Below are 26,925 nucleotides of genomic sequence, written 5' to 3' on the forward strand. Positions count from 1 at the left end.
CGGCCACGACCGTAGAAGCCATGATCCTCTTCCTCGCCGCCCGGCCGGTCACTGCCCCTCCCGTACGCCCGGCCCCGCGCCGCCGCCGCGCACGCTTCCGCCCGTTCGCGCCCTACCGGCGGATCTTCGCCGTCCCGGGCACCCGCGCCTTCACGGCCGCCAATCTGCTGGCCCGGCTGCCCATGGGGATGCTCAGCATCAGCGCGGTCCTGATGATCGCCGGCTCGCGCGGCTCCTATGCGCTGGCCGGGGCGGTCACCGCGACCGGGCTGGCGGCAACGGCGCTGGCCGGGCCCTGGACCGCCCGGCTGGTCGACCGCTACGGCCAGGCCCGTACCGCCGTCCCCGCCACCGCGCTCGCCACCCTCGGCTCGCTCTCACTCCTGCTCTGCGTCCACTACCACGCACCCTCCTGGACGCTCTTCGCCTCGTACGCCGCCACCGCGACCACCCCGAACACCGGCGGGATGTCCCGCGCCCGCTGGGCGCACCTGTTCCGCGACGATCCGGCCGCCCGGCACACCGCCAACTCCTTCGAACAGGCCGCGGACGAGCTGTGCTTCATGCTCGGACCGGTGCTCGCCACGCTGCTGTGCACCGCCCTCTTCCCGGAGGCGGGTACGGCGGTGGGCGCGACGCTGCTGCTGACCGGGGTACTGCTCTTCGCGGCCCAGCGCCGCACCGAACCCCCTATCGCCGCCCGCACCCCGGACCGTCCCCCTGCCCGCTCCCCGCTGCGCCTCCCCGGCCTCCCGCCCCTCCTCCTCACCTTCCTCTGCACCGGCGCGATCTTCGGCTCGCTGGAGGTGGTCACCCTCGCCCACGCCGACGCCCAGGGCATCCGCTCCGCCGGAGGCGGCATGCTGGCCCTCCAGGCGGCGGGCTCCTGCGCGGCGGGACTGCTCTACGGCCTGCTGCGGCCGTCGGGCCATCCCGGCCGCCGCTTCCTCGGCTGCACCGCGGCGATGGCGGCCCTGATGCTGCTCCCGCTGCTCGCGGCCGGGACGGGGAGCCCGGTGACGCTGGCCGCCGCCCTGCTCCTGGCCGGTATGGCGACCGCACCGACCATGGTCACCGGCATGGGCCTCGTCCAGTCGCGGACGCCGCCCGGCCAACTGAACGAGGGCATGACGCTCGCCGTGACCGCGCTGCTAGGCGGTATCGCGGCCGGTTCGGCGAGCGGCGGCTGGGCCGTCGACCACCTGGCCCCGGGAGGCGCGGCCTACGGCGTACCCGTCGCGGCCGCCGCCCTCGCACTGACCGTCACCCTGCTCACCTCCCGCCGACACCCGGCGGCGCCGGTCAGCTGAGGGGGTCCGTGTACCGCAACCGCCGTGGGAAGGTCTCCACGACGGGGCCGTACCCCCCGACCGTGAAGGCGAAGGTCACCCAGGAACCGTCCACGAAGCCGACCTCATGCGTGCCGTGCCGCACATCGGTACGGTTCCGCACCCAGGCGACCTGCCGCCGCTCCACCCGCCACGCGTACTCCACCGCCTCCGCACCGGCCATCGGCTCCCGCCGGTTGCCGGCCAGCCGCACCCGCACCACATGGAGATGGTGCTCGGTCACCAGCAGCACCGCCACATACCGGAACGAACAGCGCGGCCGCAGCGCGGCCGCCAGCTGCCCGGCCAGACTCTCCCAGCCGCCCGACAGCTGAGGGGCGTCGCGGCGGTCACCCCACCCGTCCACCACGGCATTGACCGGATTGAGGCGGTGCAGTCCCTCCTCGGCCCGCCCCATACCGTCAATGAGCCGGTCACCAGCGGTGCGCTGTGCCGAGAACGCCTCCTGCCGGAACCGCCGGGGCGGCTCGGGAAGCCGTTCCCCCGCCTCGACCGGATGACTGGCGACGACCCGCTCCCCCGGCGGCAGCACGGCCGCCGCCCGCTCCTTGGCCGCACGGGCCACCGCCTGCCGGTCCGGGCCGGAAAGCCAGCCCTTCACCCCGGCCCAGAGCGCGTCCCCGACCTCACTGATCTTCACCCGAAGGCCCCCATCGCTCCCCCTTTGCCGCCGCTGCGCCGAGCAATGCCACACCTCGCGCGACGGGCTCGTCAAACCCCTGAACCAGCGCCCCGCTGCCCTTCCTCGCCCCTCCCCGCCCCGCAAAACGACTCAGGCCCCGCTGTCCTCTCGGACATGCGGGGCCTGGGCCTTACATGGGATGACGGGGTCTGGGGGGCCTTGCCCCCAGCTCTCCGTGTCGTGGAGATGGCGGGAATCGAACCCGCGTCCAACGGTGCGGAATCAGGGCTTCTCCGAGTGCAGTTCGCTGCGATTTTCTCGGCCCCGGAGATCACGCGAACAAGTCTCCGACGGGCCCAGTCACTGTTTGATTTCCTTCTAAACCCCGTGACCGGGTCTAGAAGTTTAGTTCCCTAGCTGATGCCAGGATCCGGGTCGGGAACAGCCCCGGGCTGACACTTCGCAAGTCGCTACTTAGGCAGCGAGGGCGAAGGAATCGCGCTTGGTGTTGGCGATTATTGGTTGCGACATATGGTTAACGAGATCATTGCCGCTTCCTCGACTCGCTTCCCCTGCTTCGACATCCGCTGTCGAAACCGATCATCCCCATGTTGATTTATCAAGGTGGTACCTACGCCCCTCGTGGGGTGTGGAGCCATCGTACGGGAACAACGCCCGCGGTTGCCAGCGTATTCCCGGGAGCCCGGCCGGACCGGGCTCCGTCGGGCCTGATCAGGCCCGCTGCCGGCGCCGGGCCGCCGAGATCGCCCGGTCCGTCTCACGGCGGTCCTGCTGCTCGCGGAGCGTCTGCCGCTTGTCGTACTCCTTCTTGCCCTTGGCCAGCGCGATCTCGACCTTGGCCCGGCCGTCCTTGAAATAGAGGGCCAGCGGCACGATCGTGTGGCCCGACTCCTGGCTCTTGGACTCCAGCTTGTCGATCTCGGCCCGGTGCATCAGCAGCTTCCGCTTGCGCCGCGCGCTGTGATTCGTCCAGGTGCCCTGGGCGTATTCCGGAATATGTACGTTGTGCAGCCAGGCCTCGTTGTTGTCGATCTGGACGAAACCGTCCACCAGCGACGCCCGGCCCTGCCGCAGCGACTTCACCTCGGTGCCGGACAGCACCAGACCACACTCATAGGTGTCCAGAATGTGGTAGTCGTGCCGCGCCTTCTTGTGCTGCGCCACGAGCTTGCGCCCGGGATCCTTGTCCTTGCCCTTGTCCTTAGCCATAGTGCGGCCATTTTCGCACTAAGACCCGCCCCCGAGGCCACTCAATACCGTGCGGGCCCGTTTCTCGGCACCGTTGCCCACCACCAGGTCGGGGGTGAGGCCGGTGTCGTCGACGGTCCGGCCGGAGGGGGTGCGGTAGTGGCCGACGGTCAGCTCGGCGACCGAGCCGTCCGGCAGCTCGCTGGGCATCTGCACCGCGCCCTTGCCGAAGGTCGGGGAGCCCACCACCACCGCCCGGCCACGGTCCTGGAGCGCACCGGCCAGCAGCTCGGCGGCGCTCATCGTGCCCCCGTCGACAAGGACGACCAGCGGGACATGCGTATTCCCGCCGCGCTCGGCATACAGGGCGCGCTGACTGCCGCGGACGTCGTACGTCGCGACCAGGCCGCCGTCCAGGAAGGCGGAGGCGGTGGCGACGGCCTCGGTGACCAGACCGCCGGTGTTGCCCCGCAGGTCGAGCAGCATGCCCTCGTCGGGGGAGGCCTGGCGCACCGCGCGGCGGACCGCGTCGCCGGTGCCCTTGGTGAACGCGGTGATCTTGACGCGGGTCGGGCCGCGGTCACCGGCCGGCCGGTCGACGACGACGTTCCGGGCCTTCACCCGGGCGCGGTGCAGGGTCTCGGTCCAGCGGCGGTCGCCGCGCTGGAGATCCAGGGTCACGGGAGTGCCGGCCGCGGCGGCGGGGCCACGGGAGCCGTCGGGGGCGTTACCGCGCAGCCGGGCGACGACATCGGTGACCGGGGCGCCCCGGGTGGTGCGGCCGTCTACGGCGCGCAGCCGGTCGCCCACCGCGATACCGGCTCGTTCGGCGGGGCCGCCGGGCTGGACCCGGGACACCACGATCCGGCCGCCGGCCGCTTGCCGCACCCAGAGCCCGACGCCGACATAGCCGCCGCCCAACTGCTCCTGGAAATCCTCGTACTCGCCCGGTGTGTAGATCGTCGACCAGCGGTCGCCGCTGCGGCTGACGACCTCGGCGGCGGCCTGCGCACCGGACTTGCCGTCCTCGACGGCCTCGGAAGCGGCCCGCTCGACGGCGGCGCGGTCCGCGAGGGACGCGCGGGTGTGCGCTCCGGAGGATCTGTGCTCCGGGGCGGTGCGCCCCGCGGCACCCTCCGCCTCATCGCTCCAGGTGCCGGTCACCACGCCGGTGGCGAGCACGCTCGCGAGGAACAACGTCAGGGCCGCCCCGCGGCGAATGCGGCGGGGCCGGTCGTACGAACACGGGCCCGACATGCCGGTGAGTCTAGGGGACAAAAGGGCGCCGTACGGCAAGTTGACCGTACGGCGCCCCTTGGCAAAGCTCACACCTTGAGGTACTTGCGCAACGCGAAGAACGCGGCGAGCGCGGGCATCAGCAGCCCGATCAGGAGGACCAGCGGGAGGACCGCGACCACCGAGTCCCAGCCGATGAAGTTGATCACCTGGATCCGCTCCGCCAGCCAGTTGTTGACGAGGATGTACTTGCCGCCGACGATCAGCACACAGGCGAAGGCGGCGCCGAGCAGGCCCGCGATGGCGGCTTCGAGGATGAACGGCATCTGGATGTAGAAGCTGGACGCTCCCACCAGCCGCATGATCCCGGTCTCCCGCCGCCTGCTGAACGCCGACACCCGCACGGTGTTGACGATCAGCATCAGCGCAACGACCAGCATCAGCCCCATCACGACCAGCGCGGCGATGTTCATGCCGTTGAGGAGGTTGAACAGCGGCTCAACGGTGTCCCGTTGGTCCTGTACCTCCATGACGCCGGGCCGCTCGGAGAACGCCGACTTGATGACCGTGAACTTCGTGGGGTCCTTGAGCTTGACGCGGTAGGACTCCGGAAGCTGGTCGGGAGTCACCAGCCCGGCGACGGGCGTGTCACCGAACTGCTCCTTGTAGTGCTTGTAGGCCTGGTCGCTGGACTCGTACGTCACCTTCTGCACGATCGGCAGCCGGTCCAGCTCCGCCTTGATGTCGTTCTTCTGCTGCTGGGTGGCCGCGCCCTTGGCGCAGTTGGCACCGCTTTCGGCGTCGTTCTTGTTGCAGAAGAAGATGGAGACGTTGACCTTGTCGTACCAGTAGCCCTTCATGGTGCTGACCTGGTCGCGCATTAGCAGCGAGGCGCCGAACAGGCCGAGCGAAAGGGCTACGGAGACGATGACGGCGAATGTCATCGTGAGGTTTCGGCGGAGACCGACGCCGATCTCCGACAGGACGAACTGGGCGCGCATGGCGTCCTTTCAGTACTGGGGGCCGTACACGCTTAGTGCTGGTAGCCGTACACGCCGCGCGACTGGTCGCGTACGAGCCGGCCCTTCTCTAGTTCCATGACCCGCTTGCGCATCTGGTCGACGATCTGCTGGTCGTGGGTGGCCATGACCACCGTCGTACCGGTCCGGTTGATCCGGTCCAGCAGCTTCATGATGCCGACCGAGGTCTGCGGGTCGAGGTTGCCGGTGGGCTCGTCCGCGATGAGCAGCATCGGGCGGTTGACGAACGCCCGCGCGATGGCGACGCGCTGCTGCTCACCACCGGAGAGTTCACCCGGCATACGGTCCTCTTTGCCGCCGAGGCCGACGAGTTCGAGGACCTCGGGAACCGTCTTGCGGATCTGGCCCCGCGGCTTGCCGATGACCTCCAGGGCGAAGGCGACGTTCTCCCCCACGGTCTTGTTGGGGAGCAGCCGGAAGTCCTGGAAGACCGTCCCCACCTGGCGCCGCATCTGCGGAACCTTCCAGTTGGAGAGCTTGCCGAGGTCCTTGCCCAGAACGTGCACGTGGCCATGGCTCGCCCGCTCCTCGCGCAGCAGCAGCCGCAGGAAGGTGGACTTGCCGGAGCCCGAGGAGCCCACCAGGAAGACGAACTCGCCGCGCTCGATCTCGAGGGAGACATCCCTGAGTGCAGGGCGGTTCTGCTTCGGGTAGGTCTTGGAGACGTTGTCGAATCGGATCACTGATGCACCACGGTCGACCTGGATAGGGGCACGGGTTGCCGAGTTGCGGCTCCCGTCGGTGTGCGTGACCATACGCGAACCTCGCAGGACGGCGCAGTCGCCGTAGGCGGTTGGTGCGTTTATTCACGGCACCTACGGGACAAAAGGCGCACAATCTCGCGGGGCGCGCCGTTCCGGCGAGGAGCTGGCACAGTGGAGGAGGGAACCAATGCGCCTTCCGGTGCGTTGGTGCAGTGGAGAAGGAGGTCGCATGACGTACGACCGACTGGTGTGCGCCAACTGCGCGGCCCCTGTGAACGAGGGCCGCTGCCCCGTGTGCCGGGCAAGCAGAGAACGGCTTCAGCAGCAAGCGGGCGGTATCTTCGCCCAGCTCAGCCCCGCCATGCTGGTGGCGCTGATGATCCTGCTGATCGCGCTGGGTCTGCTCCTCCACCAGGCCGTCTGACCCTGGTACGAGGCTTCCTCGGCGGTCGCGGGAGCGCGGACGCCGAGGGGCCCGGAACGCAGTCGCGTCCCGGGCCCCTCCAGCTGTGGCACGTCGGCGTCAGGCCGCCGCGGCGCCGCCGCCGTTCTTGTTGATCAGGCGGGGCAGCATACGGAAGCCCACACCGCCCGCGATCATCGTCGCCGCACCGATGAGCAGGAAGGTGGTACCGGAGGAACCGGTCTCCGCCAGCTCGCCGCCCTTGGCCTGCTGCTTGGCCTGGCCGGGGGTGTCAGCGATCTGCTCCTTGCCCTTGCCGGGCTGCTCGATCGGCTTGGAGCCCTCGTTGTCGGGGCCGGTGCCGTCGGTGTCGCCGATGGAGCTGCCACTGCCGGAGGTCTCGTTACCGCCGGTGGTCTCGTTGCCACCAGTGGTCTCGTTACCGCCGGTGGTCTCGTTACCACCAGTGGTCTCATTGCCACCAGTGGTCTCGTTACCACCAGTGGTCTCATTGCCACCAGTGGTCTCGTTACCACCAGTGGTCTCGTTACCGCCGGTGGTCTCATTGCCACCAGTGGTCTCGTTACCACCAGTGGTCTCGTTACCGCCGGTGGTCTCATTGCCACCAGTGGTCTCGTTACCGCCGATCTCCTCGCCACCGATGCCGCCGGTGTCCTCACCGCCGATCTCGCCACCGGTGCTGTCGTCGCCGCCGGTACCACCGGTGGTCTCGTCACCGCCGGTGCCACCGGAGTCGCCGCCGCCGATGATCCCGCCGATGATGCCGCCGATGATCCCGCCGTCCTGGCCCGGGGTCTCACCCGGGCTGGCCGCGGAAGCAGCGCCGGCGGCGGTGAGCGACGCACCGGCCGCAATCACCGCACCGGCCGCAATGCGCGCTACGCGCAGCCGCGTCTTCTTCGTCATGTACTGCTACCCCCAGTAGCTGAACTCGTCATGGGAGCACCGCTGTGCGGGGCGACGAGCCGGTGCCGGGGTACGCGAGCCTCAGCTCCGCACAGCGGCCAGGCCGCTCAATTCCCCGTTACTGCACGCGCCCCAGACATACGCATGCCGCGCTCAGCCTTCCCAGTTCCGCCACTATCGTCAAGGTCGATTAAAGGCTGGATGCCCGAATTACCAAGAGTTGCGCGGTACATGGACATACGACTGTGACCAAACCCCCACAGCAAAAACAACTGCCTCCGCGAGGGAGGCAGTTGTTTCACCTTCGGACGGGACCGGCCCGTTACTTCTCCTGCTGCTTGCGCCAGCGGATTCCGGCCTCCAGGAAGCCGTCGATGTCGCCGTCCAGAACACCGGTCGGGTTGCCGACCTCGAACTCGGTCCGCAGGTCCTTGACCATCTGGTACGGGTGCAGGACGTACGAACGCATCTGGTTGCCCCAGGAATTGCCGCCGTCGCCCTTGAGCGCGTCCATCTTGGCCTGCTCCTCCTGGCGGCGGCGCTCAAGGAGCTTGGCCTGGAGGACGTTCATCGCGGTCGCCTTGTTCTGGATCTGCGAGCGCTCGTTCTGGCAGGAGACCACGATGCCGGTGGGGATGTGCGTCAGCCGGACCGCGGAGTCGGTGGTGTTGACGCCCTGGCCGCCGGGGCCGGACGAACGGTAGACGTCCACCCGCAGCTCGGACTCGTCGATCTCGATGTGGTCGGTCTGCTCGACGACGGGCAGCACCTCGACACCCGCGAACGAGGTCTGGCGGCGGCCCTGGTTGTCGAACGGCGAGATGCGCACCAGGCGGTGCGTGCCCTGCTCGACGGAGAGGGTGCCGTAGGCGTACGGCACCTGCACGGCGAAGGTGGTCGACTTGATGCCGGCCTCTTCCGCGTACGAGGTCTCGTAGAGCTCGGTCTTGTAGCCGTGCCGCTCGGCCCAGCGCAGATACATGCGCTGCAGCTTCTCGGCGAAGTCGGCGGCGTCGACGCCACCGGCCTCGGCGCGGATGTTGACGACCGCCTCACGGGAGTCGTACTCGCCGGACAGGAGGGTGCGGACCTCCAGCTCGTCGACCGCCTTGCGGACGGCGGACAGCTCGTCCTCGGCCTCCGCCCTGGCGTCCTCGTCGTCCTCGGCCTCGGCGAGCTCGAAGAGCACCTCGAGGTCGTCGACCCGGCCACGCAGGTCCTCGGCCTTGCGCAGCTGGCCCTGGAGGTAGGACAGCCGACTGGTGATCTTCTGTGCGTTCTCCGGGTCGTCCCACAGGGACGGCGCCGCGGCCTGCTCCTCGAGCACGGCGACATCGGCCCTCATCTTGTCGAGGTCCAGGACGGCCTCGATCGACCCCATGGTCGAGGAGAGGGACTTCAGCTCTTCGGATACATCGACGACTGCCACGCACCCAGCCTAACGGCTGCCACCGTCAGCGTGACCCGGCCCCGGCAGGCCGGACCCGCCGGGAGCCGTGCGCGACCGGTCCACGGCGGCCCGTACACCGGTCACCGCGCCGGTCATCGCCGGGCCCGGCGCGCGGCCAGCGCGCGCCCGGGGAGCGTCACGGCGTGTCCGGTTCCGACTGATGGACGCCCGGTGTGGCGTCGCCCTGCTCGTCGTCGCCCGAGGCCAGCCAGCCGCCCAGGCCGGCCGCCACGAGCGCCGCGGCGGCGGCCGCCCCCAGCTTGATGCGGCGGCGGCGCACCGCCTCCGGGGACGCACGGTGCCGGGCCGAGCCCGCCCGGCGCTCACCGGCGGCGCGCGGGGCCCGGGCGGTGCCGTGGGCGCCGCCCGCCAGCTCGTCCGGGCCCGGGACGCGCATGCTGGTGTGCGTCTCCCGGTTGGAGTCGGGGACCGCGCCCTGGACCAGCGGGACCGCGCCGCGCGGCGGAGTGGCCTCGGCCGGCGCCGCCGACGGGTAGAACGCCTCCTCGCGGGAGCCGGCGGCGCCCTCCTGCTCGCCCTCCGGGTCCTCGTCGTCCGGCTCGTCGATGTCCAGCGGCGGGATGCCCGCCAGGCCGGGCAGCAGCTCCCGCAGCCGGGCGGCGAGCTCCGGGGCGCGCAGCCGGGAGGCCGGCGCCTTGGCCAGGCACTGCAGCAGCAGCTGCCACAGCTCGTCGGGGATACCGGGCAGCGGCGCCACGCTCTCCGTCACATGGCGGCGCAGCACCGCCCCGGGGTGTCCGCCCCCGAAGGGCGTGAAGCCGGCGAGCAGCTCGTACAGGACGGTCGCCAGCGCATAGACGTCCACGGAGGCGCGCGGCGGCAGCCCCTCGATGATCTCCGGGGCGAGGTAGTCGGGGGTGCCGATGACCTTGGTCGCCCTGGTGCGGCGCGGGGAGTCGACGAGCCGGGCGATACCGAAGTCGGTGAGCAGCGCGGGGTGCGCGCCACCGGGGCCGAGCGGGCCCTGCATGTCCAGCAGGACGTTCTCGGGCTTGACGTCGCGGTGCACGATCCGGGCGGCGTGCGCGGCGGCGAGCCCGTCGGCCACATCGGCGGCGATCGCGACCGCGGCCTCCGGGGCCAGCCGGCGCTCCCGCTCCAGACGGGTACGCAGGTCGGTGCCCCGTACGAGCTCCATGACCAGCGCCAGGTCATTGCCGTCGACGACGAGATCGCGGACGCCGACGACATGGGGATGGTCCAGACCCAGCAGGGCCGCCCGCTCCTGTACGAAGCGGCCGACGAGCTCCTGGTCGGACGCGAGCTCCTCACGCAACAGCTTGATGGCCACGGCCCCTTCGGGACCCTCGCCCAGCCATACCGTGCCGGCACTGCCGCGTCCCAGGATCTGGTGGGCGGTGTACCGGCTGCCGATCTTCCGTGCCAAGACTGCTCCGACGTGTCGGGCCCCCGAGCGTCCTGCGGGGGCTGAGGTTGGCGTCAAAGCTACGCGGGTGCCAGGGGGTTCAATGCCCCGGACGGTGGCAACCTTCACTTCTGTGAGCGAAATTCTCCGCCGGAAGTCGACAAATCCACTGAGTGGGTCTTAGGGCCCGTCCGGCGGATGACGGCCGGACAGGCCCGGGGGGGCCGCCCGCGGCTGCACGGAGCGCGCGGACGGCCGACGTCACCTGCTGAGGCCCCGCACGAAGCTCTCCACGCTGTGGTAAACCTCCCCGATCTGCGCGAAGAAGCCCCTCGTCGTGCCGATCCACTCCTGGAGCGGGGTCAGCTCCCAGATCAGCCAGGCGGCCACGAACAGGAGTATCAGCGTGAACAGACAGCCCTTGAGGCAGCCCAGGCCGGGGATCTTCATCGGGTTGGCGCTGCGCTGACGGGGCTCGCGCCGGGGCCGGGGCTCCGGGGCGGGCGGCCGCTGCGGCTCGTAGCGCTGCGGCGGCGGCTCCTGGCGCCGCTGGGGCGCCTGCGGCTGCCGCTGCTGTTGCGGCGGCTGCTGCTGGGCGTACGGCACCGGAGCGGGCTGCTGGCGGTACTGCTGCTGCGGGCGCTGCGGCGGCTGCTGGGGGGCCTGGCGCTGCGGACGGCGGCGCAGCGGGTCCTCGCTGGGGTCCAGGTACTGCACCTGGGTCTGCTCGTTGCGGTCGCGGGCGGCCCGCATCTGGGACTCCCACGGGTGCGGACCGTCGGGCCCCTGCGGGCCTCCGGCCGGTGCGCCCATGGGCATCGGCGGCATGGCCCGCGTCGGATCGCCCTGCCCGGCGGGGCCGTTCGGGCCGCCCGGTCCGCCCGTGGAGGGCAGCACGCTGGTCGCCGCGCCCGGGTCGTACGAACCGGCGCCCGACGGAAGCACCTGGGTGGGGTCGGCGTCGCCTCCGGCGGCCTGGCCGCCGTCGGCACCCGTACCGGGAACCGTGGCGGGCGCTGGGTCGGGGGCGAGCAGCGCGGCGACACCGAGCGCGGCCTCGGCCTCGGCGGGACGGGCGTGCACCCCGATCCCGGCCGCGACGGTGCGCAGCGCACGGGCGAGGCTCTCGGCGCCGGGCCGCTCCTCGGGCCGCTTGCGCAGACAGCGCTCTATGACCGTCCACAGCGGCTCGGGCAGCGTGCTGGGGCGCTGCGGCTCCTCGCTGAGGTGCCGGTGCAGCACCTCCAGGGCGGTCGACCCGGCGAACGGCGGACGGCCTGTGACCAGCTCGTACAGCAGGATGCCGGCGCCGTAGATGTCCACGGCGGAGGTCTGCGGACGGCCCTCGGCGGACTCCGGCGCCACATAGGCGGGAGTGCCGACGAACTCGTGGGTGCGGGTCAGGCCCGGGGAGTCGGCCAGCCGGGCGATGCCGAAGTCGGTCAGCATCGGGTGCATCTCGCTGCTGCCGTCCGCCCCCGCGAGCAGGACGTTGGCGGGCTTGAGGTCGCGGTGGACCACACCGTCGGCATGGCTGGCGGCCAGCGCGTCGGCGATCTGCGCCGTGAGCAGCGCGGCGGCCACCGGGCTGAAGGGGCCGCTGTCGCGCAGATAGCGGTGCAGGTCGGGGCCGTCGACCAGGTCCATGACCAGGGCGAGCAGATCGCCCTCGACGACGAGGTCGCGGGTACGGACGATGTTCGGGTGGGTGAGCCGCAACAGGACGGAGCGCTCCCGCAGGAACCGCATCACCACGTCCGCGTCGTGCGCCAGCTCCTCCTTGAGGACCTTGATCGCGACCGTCTCACCGGGCTCTCCGGCCACGGCGGCCTCGGCGCCCGCCGTCTCCCGCTGGCGGGCACGCCAGACGGTGCCCGTGGCACCGCGTCCCAGCGGCTCCTCGAGCAGGTACTTGCTGCCTACCGGCCGCACGTCATGCGCTCCCTGGTCGTGGTGGATCTCTTGCCCGGCCCGCTGGTCAGCTGATCAACTCCGCGCGGACCGTCCGACCCACTGTAGTGCCGTCGCACAATCTTTTCGGTCCGGCGGCCCAGTGCGGGCTTGTGGAAAAGACGCGGGTTCGGGGCGGATGGTTGCCTGCCGGAGCCCGGACGGTGCGGACGGGGCCCGCGCGGTCCGGTCCGGAGACCTTCCGAGCTGACCACGGCGGTCGAAATCCGGCCGGGCACGGCGCGCAAGCAGGCACTTTTTCGCCCTTAGAAGACCAATCAAGATCACTGAACGGCGGTCGGCGGGCGCGTTGTCAGTGGCAGGTGCGAGGATGCACCCAGCACGATGCGGTGGGGCGCACGGTCCTTGTCGCGACGTGCACTTGGGACTTGTACGTGCCGACGTGCTCGGGTGTGGTGGGGGGAGCGAGCGGGCCCCCTGCCGGATCCCGGCAGAAGGGACCGTTGACGGCGATGCAGATCCGGCTGACCGTCCTCGGGCCGCGCAGCGGCCACACCACACGGGCCTGCGATGTGCTGGTGACGGCCCCTGCCGGGACCGCGCTGGCGGCGGTGGCCGGCTCGCTCGCCGCCTCCGTGGCGGGCTCGGGTGCGGATGTCGGCGGTGCGGGCGGCGGCAGCGGCCCCGTCGTCCTGTATGCCGGGTCCGAGCGGCTCGATCCACAGCGCGCGGCGATCGGCGAGCCCCCGCTGATCGACGGCGCGGTGCTCTCCCTCCAGAGCCCGGGACCCGCTCCGGCCCACGGTCTGCCGCACGGCTCCGCGCGGCTCCGCATCATCTCCGGGCCCGATGCCGGCGGGGTGCATCTGCTGCACGGCGGACAGATCCGCATCGGCCGCTCCGCCGACGCGGACGTCCCCCTCGACGACCCCGATGTCTCACGGCTGCACTGCGCCGTGACGGTCGAACCGGACGGCTCGGTGTCCGTCGCCGACCTGCACTCCACGAACGGCACCGCCGTGGACGGCACCGACCTCGACGAACGGCCCGCACCCCTGCGGCCCGGCACCCTTCTCCGTATCGGCGAGTCCGCCCTGCGCCTGCAGTCCGCGCCCGGCGCCCCGGACCCCGCCCTGGCGACCGCACCGGACGGCGAGGGGCATCTGCGGATCACCCCGGGCACCGCGGACAGCGCCGCGGCGGGACGGGCCGAGGAGTACCGGACAGACGGGGCGGCGGGCCCGCACGGGGCCACCGTCGCCACCGCCGGGGCCTATGCCGGAGCCGGTGCGTACGCCCAGGTGGCCGGCGGCGCGTCCGCTCCCATGACGGCTCCCCCGCCCGCGCAGGCCCCGGCCGCGCCCGGACGGCGGGACACCCCCCTGCGCGGCACCCCGACCGGATACGGAGCAACGGCCTCCGGCGCACCGGCCCCCGGCCCCGGCTCGCCGCGCGCCGCCGGTACGCCCTTCCCGGACGCCTCCACCGGCCATGTCTACGACCGCACCACCGACGACGGCACCCCGTCGGCCGGCTGGGGGCCCGGCGTCCGGGAACCGGCCGGCGGCTTCGCGGACGCCGCACAGCAGCGGACACACGGCGGGCAGCAGGCGCTGGCCCCGGCCGACGAGGTGCCCCGTAAGGGCGGGCGGCGGGGCGGTATCGGGGCCTGGGCGCGGCGGCTGGCGGGCGGCCGGCCCGCCGTGGAGCGGCCGGACGAGGCCTTCGCGGCCGAGTACGCACCGGCCGGTGACCCCGCGGCGGCCCGCGCGAACGCCCCCGGCGGCGCCCGGAGCGCGGAAGGGCCCTCCGGGCCCGCCGCCGAGGAACGATGGCCGGATGCCGCCGCGATCCTGCTCACCGCGCTGGGCCCGGGGCCGCGGCTCTGGGAGCGCGGCCCGGAGCACCCCGACGCGCTGACCGTCCGGCTGGGGACCGCCGCCCGCAGCGGCGGCCGCGCCGCGGTGCCGGTCACCGTCGAACTGCGCCGGGCGGGCTCCCTCGGCCTCGCCGGGCCGCGGGCGCGGCTGACCGGGCTGGCCCGCTGCGCCCTCGCCCAGCTCGCCGCCCTGCACTCCCCCGCCACCCTCGACCTCGTGCTGATCAGCACGGACCGGGCGCGCCCGGCCGAGGAGCGGGTGGCGGACTGGTCCTGGCTCGGCTGGCTGCCGCAGGTCCGCCCGGACCGCGGCCAGGACTGCCGGCTGCTGCTCGCCTACGACACGGATCAGGCCCAGGCGCGGGCGACCGAGCTGGTACGCCGGCTCGACGACGGCCCGCTGGGCCCCGGCTGGGCCGAGGCCGAGCGCGCGGAGATCGCCGCCGCCGCGGCCCGCCACCAGGGCCCGTACACCCTCGTGATCGTGGACGGCGACCCCGGCACCTCCGCGCTGCGCGAGACCACCGCCCGGCTGGCCGCGGCCGGTCCGGCGGCCGGTATCCATCTGCTGTGCCTGGCCGAGACCCCGGCCGCCTCCCCCGCCTTCCCGCTGGCCGCGACCTACGAAGCGGCCCGGAAGGCCTCGCCCGCCTTCGGGGAGTGCGGGGCGGTCGCGGTGCTCAGCGGCGATGTCGCCACGGCGCTGCGCGTCGTCCAGCCGGGCTCGGGCCCCAACGGCACGGTCGCGACGGTGGACGCGGTCTCCGGCGCCTGGGCCGAGCGGTTCGCCCGGGCACTGGCGCCGCTGCGCGAGACCGACCCGACGGCCACGGCCGGCGGTGGCGCGGCGATGCGGGCGGCCGTCCCGCTGCCCGATACGGCGCGGCTGCTGGACGAGTTGGGGCTGGCCCGCGCCACCCCGGCGTCCCTGATGGCCCGTTGGGCCGCCGCCCTGGACACCGACCGGCCCGGCGCCGCCGCGGTCCTCGGCGCCGGACCGCACGGCCCGCTGTGCGCCGACCTCGCCGCCGACGGCTCGCATCTCCTCCTGGAGGGCGCCGCGGCCACCGGCAAGACCGAGCTGCTGCGTTCACTGGCCGCCTCGCTCGCCGCCGCCGACCGCCCGGACCTGCTGTCGCTGGTGCTGGTCGACGGCGGCGGCAGCGAGCGAGGCGAGGGACTGCGGGTGTGCACCGACCTGCCGCATGTCACGACGTATCTCGCCGCCTCGGACCCGGTCCGGATGCGGGAGTTCGCCCAGGCGCTGTCCTCGGAGCTGAAGCGCCGGGCGGAGATACTCGCCGGCACCCCGTTCGCCGAGTGGCGCAGCAAGCATCTGCCGGCACCGCGGATCGCCGCACCACGACGCTCGACCGAGGGCGGTGACGGAGAGCAGGAACCAATTACTCTCCGTAATCGTTGCCGGAACAAGGAGGAAGGAGGCGCCACCCCGGCAGACCCGTCAACGACCGGCACCCTACGCCTCCGCACCCGCAGCGGAGCCCCCGCCGAGGACACCGCACAGCAGCCCGCGGCGCCCATGCCGCGACTGTTCGTCCTGGTCGACGACTTCGACGCACTCGTGGCGCCGGCGCTGGGCAGCACGGGCCGCCCGGCCGCCGGGTCCGTGGTGCGCGCCCTGGAGGCAGTGGCCCGGGACGGGGCGGAGCTCGGGGTGCACCTGATAGCCGCGACCGGCCATCCGGACCGTACGGCGGAGACCGCGACCAGCGAACGGGCCGGTCTGCGCGTCCAGTTGGGCGCCACCACCGATCCGTCCGAGCCGGTACCCACAGGCCGCGGACGACTCCACCGCGCGGCGGACGGCTCCTCGACACCGTTCCAGGCCGGCCGCGTCACGGGCCGGATACCCCGGACGTCCACCCTCCGGCCGACGGTCGTCCCGCTGGAGTGGCAGCGGATGGGCGACCCGCCGGCCCGGCGCCCGCTGCGCGAGCTGGGCAACGGCCCGACGGACCTGGCCCTGCTCGCCAGCGCACTGCAACGGGCCGCACAGTCCTCGGGGGCGTCGGCCGCCCCGCCGCTGCTGTGAAGCGCGGGCGCCCACCCGTGACCAGCTCCGTCACGCCACCGGTACCCAGCCCCGTCACGTCATGTCGCCCATAACAGCCCTGTCACGAAAGGCCGGTTGACGCGGAAGGCGGTATTGCGGACCCCGTGGCCAGGGCGTAGGACTGTCGCACACCGCGCTGCAGGACGCAGCGCACCGGATACCTCACACCGACACGACAGACGCACCGGACACGACAGACGCACCGCACCCGCACCCGCACCGGAACACCGCGCACGACGGCCGCACCGGTCCCGCACCGCGCGATGCAGCACAGCGCGCGACGCGGCTGCAGCGCGACGTAGTACCCGCACCGTGTGGCGCATCCGCGCCGCGCGACGCACGCGCACCACGGGACGCACCCGCGCCGCGCGACGCTGCGGCAGTGCGCTGCGACGGCGCCGCTCGGCGCGGAAGCAGGGCGCGGCGCGCGCAGCCCAGCGCGCGGCACCACCGCGCCACCGCTCGGCACCACCGCACCCGCACCACCGCTCGGCACCACCGCTCGGACCGCTCAGCACCACCGCACCGCACCACCGCACCTCCGCACCGCACGAACGGCACGGCACACACGAACTGCACGGCAGGGACGTCGCGGTAGGGCGTGAGGTGGATTTCTTTGCACCCGGTATGGCAGGCGCAGCGATAAGGGGTTACGGGGATGCGCAGACGACTCGACCGGACGGCTGGACGCGCCACGACCGTGGTGGCGGCGACCGCGGTACTCGGGCTGGCGCTGGCCGCCTGCGGGGGCGGCAGCGGCGGTGGCACGAAGGAGGAGGGGAGCGGCGGTGGCAAGGGCGGCAGTACCGCCCCCACGGTGCAGCTGCCCTCGCTCAAGGGCCAGAAGTTGCAGGTCACCGCGGTGTGGACGGGGCCCGAGCGGGAGAACTTCGGCAAGGTGCTGGACGAGTTCGAGAAGCGCACCGGCGCCACGGTCGACTTCGTGCCCAGTGGTGACGACATGGCGGGCTTCATCGGGTCCAAGGTCGCCGGTGGCGGTCCGCCGGACATTGCGATGCTCCAACAGGTCGGTGTGCTGAATGAGTTCGCCCGGAAGGGGTGGCTCAAGCCGCTGGGTGCGAGCGCCAAGGCGCAGCTCGCCAAGAACTATGCGAAGGGCTGGCGGGATCTCGGCGCTCACAAGGGCACCCCGTACGGCGTGTACTTCAAGGCCAGTAACAAGTCGTTGGTCTGGTACAACGCCCAGGCGTTCGACAACGCGGGTGCCCATGAGCCGAAGACCTGGCCGGACTTCGTCAAGGCGGCGGAGGTCATCGCCGAGTCGGGCGTGGAGCCGGTCTCGGTGGGGGGTTCGGACGGCTGGACGCTGACGGACTGGTTCGAGAACATCTATCTCTCGCAGGCGGGCCCGGAGAAGTACGACCAGCTGGCGCAGCACAAGATCAAGTGGACCGACCCGACGGTCAAGCGGGCGCTGACCACGCTCGGGCAGCTCTTCGGCCGTAAGGATCTGCTGGCGGGCGGCAACTCCGGTGCGCTGCAGACGGACTTCCCGACGTCGGTGACCCAGACCTTCAGCGGCGGTGACGCCCCCAAGGCCGCGATGGTCTCCTCGGCCGACTTCGCCGCCGCCAACATCACCCAGACCAAGGCCAAGGTCGGTACGGACGCCAAGGTGTTCCCGTTCCCGGCGGTGGGCGCGAAGTCCCCGGTGGTGACCGGCGGCGATGTGGCGGTGGCCCTCAAGGACACCAAGGCCGCGCAGGCGCTGCTGGCGTTCCTGGCGTCGACGGACGCCGCCAAGATCTGGGCGCAGGCGGGCGGGTTCATCTCGCCCAACAAGGAGCTCGACCAGGCGGCGTACGCCGATGCGGTGATGCGCGAGATCGCCAAGGCGCTGGTCGCGGCGGGCGACGACTTCCGCTTCGACATGTCCGACCAGGCGCCCGCCTCGTTCGGCGGCAAGCCGGGCCAGGGCGAGTGGAAGGACCTGCAGGACTTCCTGAAGAACCCCAAGGACATCGCGGGTACGCAGGCGCAGTTGGAGAAGGACGCCGCCGCGTCGTTCGGGCACTGACGCCGACCGCCTCGACCGGGACCGGGGGACCGTCACCATGAGCGACGAAGAGGTCAGCAGGGCGGGCGAGCGGGGCCGCAGGAGGGGCGGAGGCGGAGGCGCGGGCCTCGGGAGGGCAGGAGGCAGCGGCCCGGACCGCAGGAGGACCGGATACAGCGGCCCGGACCGCGGGAGGACCGGAGGCAGCGGCGCGGGCCGCAGGAGGGCCGGAGGGCGCGGTGCGGGCCGTGGGCGTGTTCTGGGTGCCCGTCCGTGGCTCGCCGCGGTGTTTCTGCTGCCGGCGCTGCTGCTGCTCGGTGCGCTGGTCGTCTATCCGATCGTGTTCTCCGTCCACCGCAGTCTGTTCGACGCGTCCGGTGACGGTTTCGTGGGGCTGGACAACTACGGCGCGATGTTCTCGGACGAGGGCATCCGCACGGCGCTGCGGAACAACGTCGTCTGGGTGGTGGTGGCGCCGACGGTCTCGACCGCGCTGGGGCTGATCTTCGCGGTGCTGACCGAGCGGATCCGCTGGGGCACCGCCTTCAAGCTGATCGTGTTCATGCCGATGGCGATCTCGATGCTGGCGGCCGGGATCATCTTCCGGCTGGTCTACGACCAGGCGCCGGAGCGCGGGGTCGCCAACGCGGTGTGGGTCGGCGTCCACGACACCTTCGCCGACCCGGCGCCGTTCCCCGGCGCCAAGCCGCGGCCGCGTGCCGATCTGAAGCCGTCGGGGGGTGGCGCCTTCACCACCGGGTCGGCGGTCCGGTCGGGGTCGCCCGTGCTGCTGCCGCTGGTCGCCGTCCAGCCGGGCGATCTGCGCGGGGCGCGGTCGGCCGCAGCCGCCCGGCCGCAGCCGGGCAGGATCACCGGCACCGCGTGGCTGGACTTCACCCGGGGCGGCGGCGGCCGGCCCAATGCTGTCGACGGCAGTGAGAAGGCGCTGGCCGGTCTGCGCGTCGAGGCGGTCCGGGGCGGCAGGGTGGTCGCCTCGGCCACGACGGCGGCCGACGGCACCTTTGCGCTGCCCGCCGGCAAGGCCGAGGGTGCCCGGCTGCGGCTGCCCGCGGGGAACTTCGCGGAGGCCTATCGCGGGGTCGACTGGCTCGGCCCGGCGCTGGTCACCCCGGCCATCATCGGCTCGTACGTCTGGATGTGGGCGGGTTTCGCGATGGTGCTGATCGCGGCGGGTCTGGCGGCCGTGCCCCGGGAGCTGCTGGAGGCCGCGCGGGTGGACGGTGCGGGCGAGTGGCAGGTCTTCCGCCGGATCACGGTGCCGCTGCTGGCGCCGGTGCTGGTGGTCGTGCTGGTCACCCTCATGATCAATGTGCTGAAGATCTTCGATCTGGTCTACATCATCGCGCCGGGCTCCAGCATCCGGTCCGCGAATGTGCTGGCGCTCCAGCTCTTCCAGTCGTCGTTCGGCACGGATGTCGACGAGGGCCTGGGCAGCGCGATCGCCGTCTTCCTGCTGCTGCTCGTGCTGCCGGTGATGTACGTCAATCTCCGGCGTCTACGGAAGGAGCGTCGCCGATGACGACCGTGGAGGGTGTCGCACCGGCCGGGCGCCCCGGTGCCGCCGGCGGCGTACGGGCCCGGCGGTCGCCGGCCGCGCGGATCGCGGCGCGGACCGGCGGCGGCGCGGTGCGGGTCTTCCTCGTCCTCGTCGCGCTGTTCTGGCTGATGCCGTCGGTGGGGCTGCTGCTGTCCTCGCTGCGCGGTCCGCAGCAGATCGCCGAGTCCGGCTGGTGGCAGGTCTTCAGTGAGCCGGCCCAGATCACCTGGGACAACTACAGCCAGCTGCTGTCCAACGACAAGGTGATGGGCTCGCTGCTGACCACGGCGGCGATCACGGTGCCGGCGACGGTGCTGGTCGTCGTCATCGGCTCGCTGGCCGGCTATGCGTTCGCCTGGATGGACTTCCCCGGCCGGGACGGGTGGTTCCTGGCCGTGGTGGGGCTGCTGGTGGTGCCCGTACAGGTGGCGCTGATCCCGGTGGCCAAGCTGTTCGGGGCGGTGGGGCTGTTCGAGACGACGGCCGGGGTGGTCCTGTTCCATACGGCCTTCGGGCTGCCGTTCGCGGTGTTCCTGCTGCGGAACTTCTTCGCCGAGATCCCGCGCGAGCTGCTGGAGGCAGCCCGGCTGGACGGGGCGGGTGAGCTGCGGCTGTTCACCCGGGTCGTGCTGCCGCTGGGCGGTCCGGCGATCGCCTCGCTGGGGATCTTCCAGTTCCTGTGGGTGTGGAACGACATGCTGATCGCGCTGATCTTCGCGGACAGCGGCAATCCGCCGGTCACGGTCGCCCTGCAGCAGGAGGTGCGGCAGTTCGGCAACAACATCGATGTGCTGGCGCCCGGCGCCTTTCTGTCGATGGTGGTGCCGTTGATCGTCTTCTTCGCCTTCCAGCGCCAGTTCGTCTCGGGCGTGATGGCCGGTGCGGTGAAGTGATCTGCGCGCGGGGGCCCGCTGCCGCCGGGCTGCGCGCCATCTCCCGTTCACTTTCCTCCGCCTACGATGCCGTCGGTGCCGTGCCGCGCAGGGTCCGACAGGGCTCCTTCATGGGGACCGCCATGGGGACCGCCTGAGCGGCGCCCGCATGTCTCGTGGAGCGAGGCGTGGCGCCCTGGCCCCTGCCGGGCCGCCCCTGCGCAGCGGTCGTGGCACCGGGCGGGCGCCCATAACTGCAGAGATGCACAACAGCAGACAGCAGACAGCAGAAATCCTTACGGAGTCGATGGGGTCCGTGCGTCCACGGAGTCCATGGATTCCCCGGGTTCTCTGCATTCCCCGTATTCCCCGCATATCCACGGCAGACAGCGCCGGTACATACCGCACCTTCCTCCCCCCACGCACGTGTCGTCATACGCCCTTACGTTCCCGACCGTCTGGAGACGGACCGCACATGACTGCCCCCATCGCAGACCAGAGTGCCGAACAACTCCCGCGCCCCACCCGGCTTTCCGAGGTCAAGGGCTGGTTCTTCACCGCGGACCAGCTGCTCTTCGACTGGTTCCTGAAGCGCCAGCAGGAGCGTTCGGAGCCGGGTGATCTGCTCGAACTGGGTGCGTACATGGGCAAGAGCGCCATCTTCCTCGGTGCGCGGCGGCGGGCCGGCGAGCGCTTCACGGTCTGCGATCTCTTCGACTCCCCCGCCGAGGACTCCTCCAACTCCCAGGAGATGAAGAAGTCCTATGCGACCCTGACGCGCCGCGCGTTCGAGGCGAACTACCTTGCGTTCCACGAGGAGTTGCCGACCATCGTGCAGGGTCTCAGCTCGATCGTCACCGACCACGTCGAGGAGGGCTCGGTGCGTTTCGCCCATATCGACGCCTCGCATCTGTACGAGCATGTGCACGGCGACATCCTCGCGGTGCGCGAGCTGCTCACCTCCCACGGTGTCGTGGTGATGGACGACTACCGCGCCGAGCACTGCCCGGGGGTGGCCGCCGCGACCTGGCAGGCCGTCGCGAACGAGGGGCTGCGCCCCATCTGCATCACCGGCACCAAGTTCTACGGGACCTGGGGCGATCCGGAGCCGCTCCAGCAGGCGCTGGTGGACTGGATCAAGGCCCGTGGCGACATCTGGCACGAGGTGCAGTACGTCAACGACGCCCCGCTGGTCCGGCTGAGCGCCAAGGGCGCCAAGGAGCCCGCCCATCCGGTGTCCCGGTACACGTCCGGGGGCGGCCGTTCCCTGTCGCGGCCTTCGGCCCGGGCGCCGAAGGCCTCCGCGGCCCGTCCGGGCCCGCGCGCGCCGCTCCCGGCCCGCAGCACCCTGCGCCGGGTCGCCCTGGACGTGCTGCCGCCGGTGGTCACCCGGGCGGTCGTGAACGCCCGTCGGCGCGCCCGTACCCGCTGACCGCACCGCGCGGGGCCGGGCGGCCGGGGTCCGCCGCGGCCTCGGGCACCGGGTCCCGAGCACCGGATCCGGGCAGGGTCCGGGCACCGGCCCCGGGCAGGGTCCGGGCACCGGCCCCGGGCCCCGGCGGGTCTACCGCGGCACCTGCCCCACCAGGACGAACACATTGGAGCGCAGCAGCATCCCGGCCGGGCGCGGCAGCGGATGGGAGTACGTCCGCCGTACCGTCAGCCCGGCTGATTCGGCGAAGGCGCGCAGCAGCGGGAAGTCGGTGAAGCGCACCGGGGCGGGGCCGGCCCGGTGTCCGGCCTCCTGCGCGGTGATCAGCAGGACGCCACCGCCGGGCCGTACGTACGGAACGTACGCCCGCAGCAGGCCCTCAACCTGCTCGTCGTCCAGGTGTTCCAGGACGTGCGCGGTCAGCAGCGCGTCGAAGGCGCCAGGACGGGCGTGCGGGCTCGCAAGGAAGGTGTCGGCCGTGTAGGCGGTCAGTCCGCGCTGCCGGCAGTGCGCCACGGACTGCGGGTCGTGGTCGACCCCGACGCTGCCGGGCGCGCAGTCGGCGAGGGTGTCGCCGGTGCCGCAGCCGATCTCCAGCACCCGCCCGGTGCCGATCCGCCGCAGCTGACTGCGGAACGGGGACCGGGCGGGCAGCAGCCGCGCCGGGCCGCCGCGCCGCCGCTCGGCCGGCAGCCGCGCGGTGGAGGCGGACGGGGCGGTGCCCGCGGCGGGCGCGGGCCGGGCGGTCCGGACGTCGCTGCCGGGCGGTCCGGCGTCGGGGCTGTCGGTGGCGGCGGAGCTGTCGGTTCGGCCGGGCATCGGGACGCGGTCACCTTCCCTGGGGGAAACACGGCGCGCGGGGCGCCGTAAAGCTGTGCAACGGGTCTACGGCATCGGACGCGGCCCGGCGCTACGGCGCGCCGATTTCGTACACCGAGCGTAATGAGCTGACCACGCACTGTCGACGATGCGCCTCACCCTTTCAGCGCAGATCCGGTGACCGTGCCGCCGTGGGCGAGTTGAACGGACCGGTCTTGTGCATCGCCAGTCCGGAAAGGCTTGGTCCGCGTATGAAGCCACGGCTCACCGTCGTCGTCCCGGTCCATCGCATCGAGGGGTCCGAGCGGAATGTGGAGGAGTGCCTGGAGTCGGTCGCGGCCCAGACGCTGACCGAGCTGGATGTGGTGCTGGTGGACGGCCCACCCGCGGCGGGGCGCGATGACGCCGGCGCCGCGGAGTCCGCCCCCGCCGCCCTCGCCCGGCGTTTCGCCGCCCGCGATCCGCGGTTCCGGACCGTCCACCACTCCGGGGACGGTCCGGCCCCCGGCTGTGGCGCGGTCCGCAACACCGGGGCCCGGCATGCCTATCCGCACACCGACTACCTCGCGTTCCTCGACGCGGGCGAGGATGTGCTGCTGCCGCGTGCGTACGAGGATCTCGTCGGGCTGCTGGACCGGTCCGGGTCGGACCTCGCGACCGGCAACGTCTACCGGCTCGGGGCGGCCGGCCGCAGCCAGTCCGCCCACCATCCGGCCGGCCGTGAGACCGTGCTGCGCACCCGCGTCGGCGACGACCTCACGCTGCTGTCCGACCATGTGGCCCGGAACAAGGTGTTCCGCCGGAGCTTCTGGGACCGGCACGGCTTCGCCTTCCCGGAGGGCGAGTGGTGCCATGACGCGGCGGTGACGCTGCCCGCGTTCTTCCTCGCCGAGGCGGTCGATGTGCTGCACGAGCACGTCTGTTACCGGCGGCTGCCGGAGGGGCCGGACCGGCACCGGCGGCTGGATGCCCGGGGCGTACGGGACCGGTTCGCGGCGGTGGCCGGTATCCGGCGCTTCCTCGCCGATCCGGCCCGCGACCGGCTGAGCGGCCACCGGCGCGACTACGACCGCGCGCAGCTCACCGAGGGGCTGCTCGACCTGGTCGAGTCGCTGCCGGGGGCGGCGCCGGAGTGCCGGACGGCGTTCCTGGACTGTGCCCGCGACTTCCTGTCCGGGGTGGATCCGCGGCTGTTCCCCACGCTCCCCGTGGAGCTGCGGATGCGCTGGTATCTGATCCGCGCCGGGCGGCTGGCGGATCTGCTGGCGCTGCTGACCCACGAGGCCCGCAATCCGGCCGGGTTCACCGTCGCCGGGCCGCCACTGCGCAAGCGGGCGGTGCTGCCGCTGACGCCGCCGCTGGAGCTGCCGCCGGGCGTGACCCGGCTGGACCGTGCGGACTTCCCCGTCGTGGCCCGGGTGAGGGAAGCGGTGTGGCGGGACGGGGTGCTGGTGCTGCGCGGCTACGCCTATCTCCGCAATCTGGACGCCGCGGCCCGGCACCGCTACCTCAGGACGGCGGTGCTGTCGTGCGGGCGGCGGCGCATCCTGCTGCCGCTGCGCGCGGTGGCGATGCCGGAGGCGACCGCCGAGTCCGGTCAGGAGCTGCACTGTTACGACTGGTCGGGCTTCGAGATGCGGCTCGATCCGGCCCGGCTGCGCAGGGGCGGGCACTGGGAGGAGGGCGACTGGACCGTCGGGGTGCTGCTGGCGTCGGCGGGCGTGGTGGGGTCCGGGGCGCTGCAGGCACCGGACACCGGCTCGGGCGCCGCGCCGCGCGCCCACGACGTGGCCGGCGGCGGCGCGGACGACGGGGTGCGGATCACGCCCTGGTACGCGGGCGGGCGGCTGCGGCTGTCGGTGCACCGCCGCACCCGGCGGCTGGCCGGCCACCGTGCCGCGGCCGCCGGTGATCTGGACCTGACCGTCACCGTGCCCGGTCCGCCGCCCGCCGCGCTGCGGCTGACCCACCAGGGGACCGGCACGGTGGTGTCGTTCCCGGTGGAGACGGCGCCGCCCGAGGAGCCGGAGCCCGGGGAGGCGGGCCCCGGGGAGGCGGGCCCCGGGGAGGCGGGCGAGGTGTCCGGGGGCGCGTACGGCGCCCCGTCGTCGACGCACACCTTCCGCATCCGGCTCGACGCGCTCGCCGCGGCGCGCCCCACCCGGGACGGCGCGCCGCGGGCCATCCCGCCCGCGCACACCGTGAGCTGGGCGGCGGAACTGGTACTGCCCGGCGGCGGCACCGACCCGGTCGCCTGCGCCCCCGGGCTGACGCCGGTCCCGTATCCGCTGCCGCACGGCCGTGAGCTGGTCGTGGCCGCCACTCCGGCGGGGCATCTCGTGCTGGACGACCGCATCCCGCAGCCGTATCTGGACCGGCTGTTGTGGCGCACGGACGGCACGCTGCTCCTGTCGGGCGGGCTGCCGGCCGCCGCCCCGCACGCCACCGAACTGGTCCTCAAGCACGGGGCGCACGCCGCCGAGCTGGCCTTCCCCACCACGCACGACGAGGGCCGGTTCCACGGCACACTGCCGCTGGGCGCGCTGCCCTCGCTGGCCGGGACGCTGCCGCTGCGTGAGGGCCGCTGGACGCTGCATCTGCGGGAACGGGGCGCGGTGGGCTCCCCGTTGGACGCCCCGGTCCGCTGTGCGCCGTCCGTGCTCGACGGGCTGCCGGCCTCCCGTACGGTCCGCGGCAAGCCGCTCGCCCTCGACCGGCACCGGCAGGACGAGGCGCTGGTGGTGGCGGGGCCCGCGCTGCCCGCCACCGACCGCGGCCCCTACCGCCGCCGGATGCTGCGCGAACAGCACTACTCGCTGCACCGTTCCCGGCCGCTGCGCGACACCGTGCTCTACAGCAGCTTCGGCGGCCGCGCGTACGGGGATTCCCCGCGCGCGGTGCACGAGGAGCTGGTCCGCCGCGGCATGGAGGTGGAGCATCTGTGGGCGGTGCGCGACGCGCAGACCGCGGTGCCGGAGACGGCCCGGGCGGTGCTGGTGGGCAGCGCCGAGTGGCACGGCGCGCTGGCGCACAGCCGCTGGGTGGTCACCAACACGCATCTGCCCCGGTGGTTCACCCGCCGCGGCGGCCAGCGGATCATCCAGACCTGGCACGGCACCCCGCTCAAGCGGATCGGCGCCGATCTGGCCGGCACGCTGTGCGCGGGCCTGGCGCATCTGGCGCCGCGGCCGCGGGTCAGCCGGCAGTGGAGCGTGCTGCTGTCGCCCAATGCGCACAGCACACCGGTGCTGCGCTCCGCGCTGGGCTACTCGGGGCAGCTGCTGGAGACGGGACTGCCGCGCACCGACGCCCTGTTCGCCCCCGACCGTGAGCTGACGGCGGCGGCGGTACGGGAGCGCCTGGGGATCGAGCCGGGCAGGAAGGTCGTGCTGTACGCGCCGACACCGCGCGACGATCTGGCCTACGACGCGGGCCACCACCGGCTGCATCTGCCGCTCGATCTGGAGCTGGCGCGGCGGGAGCTGGCCGAGGATCATGTGCTGCTGGTCCGCGGCCATCCGATGGTGGCCGACCGGCTGCCGGCCCACCATGCGCCGTTCGCGCTCGATGTGTCCGCCCACCCGGACGCGACGGAGCTGCTGCTGGCGGCGGATGTGCTGGTCACCGACTACTCGTCGCTGGCCGCCGACTTCGCCAACACGGGCCGCCCGATGCTCTTTCTGACCCCCGATCTGCCGCACTACCGCGACACCCTGCGGGGCTTCACCCTCGACTTCGAGGCCCGGGTGCCGGGGCCGCTGCTCAGCTCGACCGGTGAACTGGTCGACGCGCTGGGGGACTTGACGGCGATCGCCGCGGCGGGGGCGGAGGCGTACGCGGATTTCCGGGAGACGTTCTGCCACCGGGACGACGGCGGCGCGGCGGGACGGGTCGCGGATCTGATGGAGCGGTGACCGGAGCCGGTCCGCCGCAAGATGATGGTGTGCGGATCGGCATCCTGCGGCGTTCGCGTCGTTACAGCATGTGCAGGTGTCCTCACGGGCCCGGCACACCCCAAGCCCGGCTCCCGCCCGGC

General features: G+C 72.7%; 18 protein-coding genes and 1 other RNA gene. 8 read left to right on the plus strand and 11 right to left on the minus strand.

What is annotated here, in order from left to right:
- Window positions 1-20: 20 nt before the first annotated feature.
- Window positions 21-1,310 carry an MFS transporter gene (locus NUT86_RS16190; protein ID WP_274735943.1) on the plus strand — a complete coding sequence of 430 codons (1,290 nt, stop codon included), beginning with the start codon at window positions 21-23 and terminating at the stop codon, window positions 1,308-1,310.
- Here NUT86_RS16190 and NUT86_RS16195 read toward each other — a convergent pair.
- The 6 genes from NUT86_RS16195 to ftsE form a co-directional block, all read right to left on the minus strand.
- Entirely contained in the window at window positions 1,303-1,989 is a 687-nt protein-coding gene (locus NUT86_RS16195) for a hypothetical protein (protein ID WP_274735945.1), read from the minus strand. The genes NUT86_RS16190 and NUT86_RS16195 overlap by 8 nt on opposite strands.
- Before the next feature lie 220 nt (window positions 1,990-2,209).
- Window positions 2,210-2,579: a transfer-messenger RNA gene (ssrA, locus tag NUT86_RS16200) on the minus strand.
- A 124-nt stretch (window positions 2,580-2,703) separates the two neighbouring features.
- Complete coding sequence (smpB, locus tag NUT86_RS16205; RefSeq protein WP_018091245.1) at window positions 2,704-3,201, minus strand: SsrA-binding protein SmpB; 498 nt, start codon at window positions 3,199-3,201, stop codon at window positions 2,704-2,706.
- An 18-nt stretch (window positions 3,202-3,219) separates the two neighbouring features.
- Window positions 3,220-4,437 carry a S41 family peptidase gene (locus NUT86_RS16210; RefSeq protein ID WP_274735948.1) on the minus strand — a complete coding sequence of 406 codons (1,218 nt, stop codon included), beginning with the start codon at window positions 4,435-4,437 and terminating at the stop codon, window positions 3,220-3,222.
- 68 nt (window positions 4,438-4,505) lie between these two features.
- Window positions 4,506-5,417 (minus strand): permease-like cell division protein FtsX, encoded by a 912-nt coding sequence (gene ftsX / locus NUT86_RS16215; RefSeq protein ID WP_018091243.1) that lies wholly within the window; start codon window positions 5,415-5,417, stop codon window positions 4,506-4,508.
- A gap of 32 nt (window positions 5,418-5,449) precedes the next feature.
- On the minus strand, window positions 5,450-6,139 hold the full coding sequence (gene ftsE / locus NUT86_RS16220) for a cell division ATP-binding protein FtsE (protein ID WP_018091242.1): 690 nt from the start codon (window positions 6,137-6,139) through the stop codon (window positions 5,450-5,452).
- Between the two features lie 250 nt (window positions 6,140-6,389).
- Between ftsE and NUT86_RS16225 the strand changes: the two genes are divergently transcribed.
- Window positions 6,390-6,584 (plus strand): hypothetical protein, encoded by a 195-nt coding sequence (locus tag NUT86_RS16225; protein ID WP_093646569.1) that lies wholly within the window; start codon window positions 6,390-6,392, stop codon window positions 6,582-6,584.
- Window positions 6,585-6,683: 99 nt separating this feature from the next.
- Here the strand turns inward: NUT86_RS16225 and NUT86_RS16230 are convergent, their stop codons facing one another.
- From NUT86_RS16230 to NUT86_RS16245, 4 genes are all read right to left on the minus strand, one after another.
- A complete protein-coding gene (locus tag NUT86_RS16230) occupies window positions 6,684-7,490 on the minus strand; it encodes a hypothetical protein (protein WP_274735953.1) in 807 nt (268 codons plus the stop codon).
- A gap of 322 nt (window positions 7,491-7,812) precedes the next feature.
- Window positions 7,813-8,919, minus strand: coding sequence for a peptide chain release factor 2 (gene prfB / locus NUT86_RS16235; RefSeq protein ID WP_018091239.1), 1,107 nt, complete (start codon window positions 8,917-8,919; stop codon window positions 7,813-7,815).
- 157 nt (window positions 8,920-9,076) lie between these two features.
- Complete coding sequence (locus tag NUT86_RS16240; RefSeq protein ID WP_093646573.1) at window positions 9,077-10,348, minus strand: serine/threonine-protein kinase; 1,272 nt, start codon at window positions 10,346-10,348, stop codon at window positions 9,077-9,079.
- 240 nt (window positions 10,349-10,588) lie between these two features.
- Window positions 10,589-12,259, minus strand: coding sequence for a serine/threonine-protein kinase (locus tag NUT86_RS16245; RefSeq protein WP_274735956.1), 1,671 nt, complete (start codon window positions 12,257-12,259; stop codon window positions 10,589-10,591).
- A 491-nt stretch (window positions 12,260-12,750) separates the two neighbouring features.
- Between NUT86_RS16245 and NUT86_RS16250 the strand changes: the two genes are divergently transcribed.
- The 5 genes from NUT86_RS16250 to NUT86_RS16270 all read left to right on the plus strand — a co-directional run bounded on the left by NUT86_RS16250 (window position 12,751) and on the right by NUT86_RS16270 (window position 22,070).
- The gene (locus NUT86_RS16250) at window positions 12,751-16,170 is read left to right on the plus strand and encodes an FtsK/SpoIIIE domain-containing protein (protein ID WP_274740502.1); all 3,420 of its coding nucleotides are present in this window, start codon (window positions 12,751-12,753) and stop codon (window positions 16,168-16,170) included.
- Between the two features lie 679 nt (window positions 16,171-16,849).
- Window positions 16,850-18,229, plus strand: a complete 1,380-nt coding sequence (locus NUT86_RS16255; RefSeq protein ID WP_274735958.1) for an ABC transporter substrate-binding protein — start codon at window positions 16,850-16,852, stop codon at window positions 18,227-18,229.
- 265 nt (window positions 18,230-18,494) lie between these two features.
- Window positions 18,495-19,748: a carbohydrate ABC transporter permease gene (locus NUT86_RS16260; RefSeq protein ID WP_381679301.1), complete on the plus strand. Its 1,254-nt coding sequence runs from the start codon at window positions 18,495-18,497 to the stop codon at window positions 19,746-19,748.
- Window positions 19,745-20,659: a carbohydrate ABC transporter permease gene (locus NUT86_RS16265; protein WP_109890105.1), complete on the plus strand. Its 915-nt coding sequence runs from the start codon at window positions 19,745-19,747 to the stop codon at window positions 20,657-20,659. Before NUT86_RS16260 ends, NUT86_RS16265 begins: the two co-directional genes overlap by 4 nt.
- 454 nt (window positions 20,660-21,113) lie before the next feature.
- Window positions 21,114-22,070 (plus strand): class I SAM-dependent methyltransferase, encoded by a 957-nt coding sequence (locus NUT86_RS16270; RefSeq protein ID WP_274735961.1) that lies wholly within the window; start codon window positions 21,114-21,116, stop codon window positions 22,068-22,070.
- 132 nt (window positions 22,071-22,202) lie between these two features.
- On the opposite strand, the gene NUT86_RS16275 is transcribed toward NUT86_RS16270, so the two are convergent.
- Window positions 22,203-22,889 (minus strand): class I SAM-dependent methyltransferase, encoded by a 687-nt coding sequence (locus NUT86_RS16275; protein WP_018091231.1) that lies wholly within the window; start codon window positions 22,887-22,889, stop codon window positions 22,203-22,205.
- Between the two features lie 251 nt (window positions 22,890-23,140).
- Here NUT86_RS16275 and NUT86_RS16280 point away from each other — a divergent pair, with 251 nt between their 5' ends.
- Complete coding sequence (locus NUT86_RS16280; protein WP_274735964.1) at window positions 23,141-26,803, plus strand: bifunctional glycosyltransferase/CDP-glycerol:glycerophosphate glycerophosphotransferase; 3,663 nt, start codon at window positions 23,141-23,143, stop codon at window positions 26,801-26,803.
- Window positions 26,804-26,925 lie beyond the last annotated feature (122 nt).

The sequence above is a fragment of the Streptomyces sp. G7(2002) genome, from assembly GCF_028870195.1.
GTDB classification, from domain to species: domain Bacteria; phylum Actinomycetota; class Actinomycetes; order Streptomycetales; family Streptomycetaceae; genus Streptomyces; species Streptomyces nigrescens.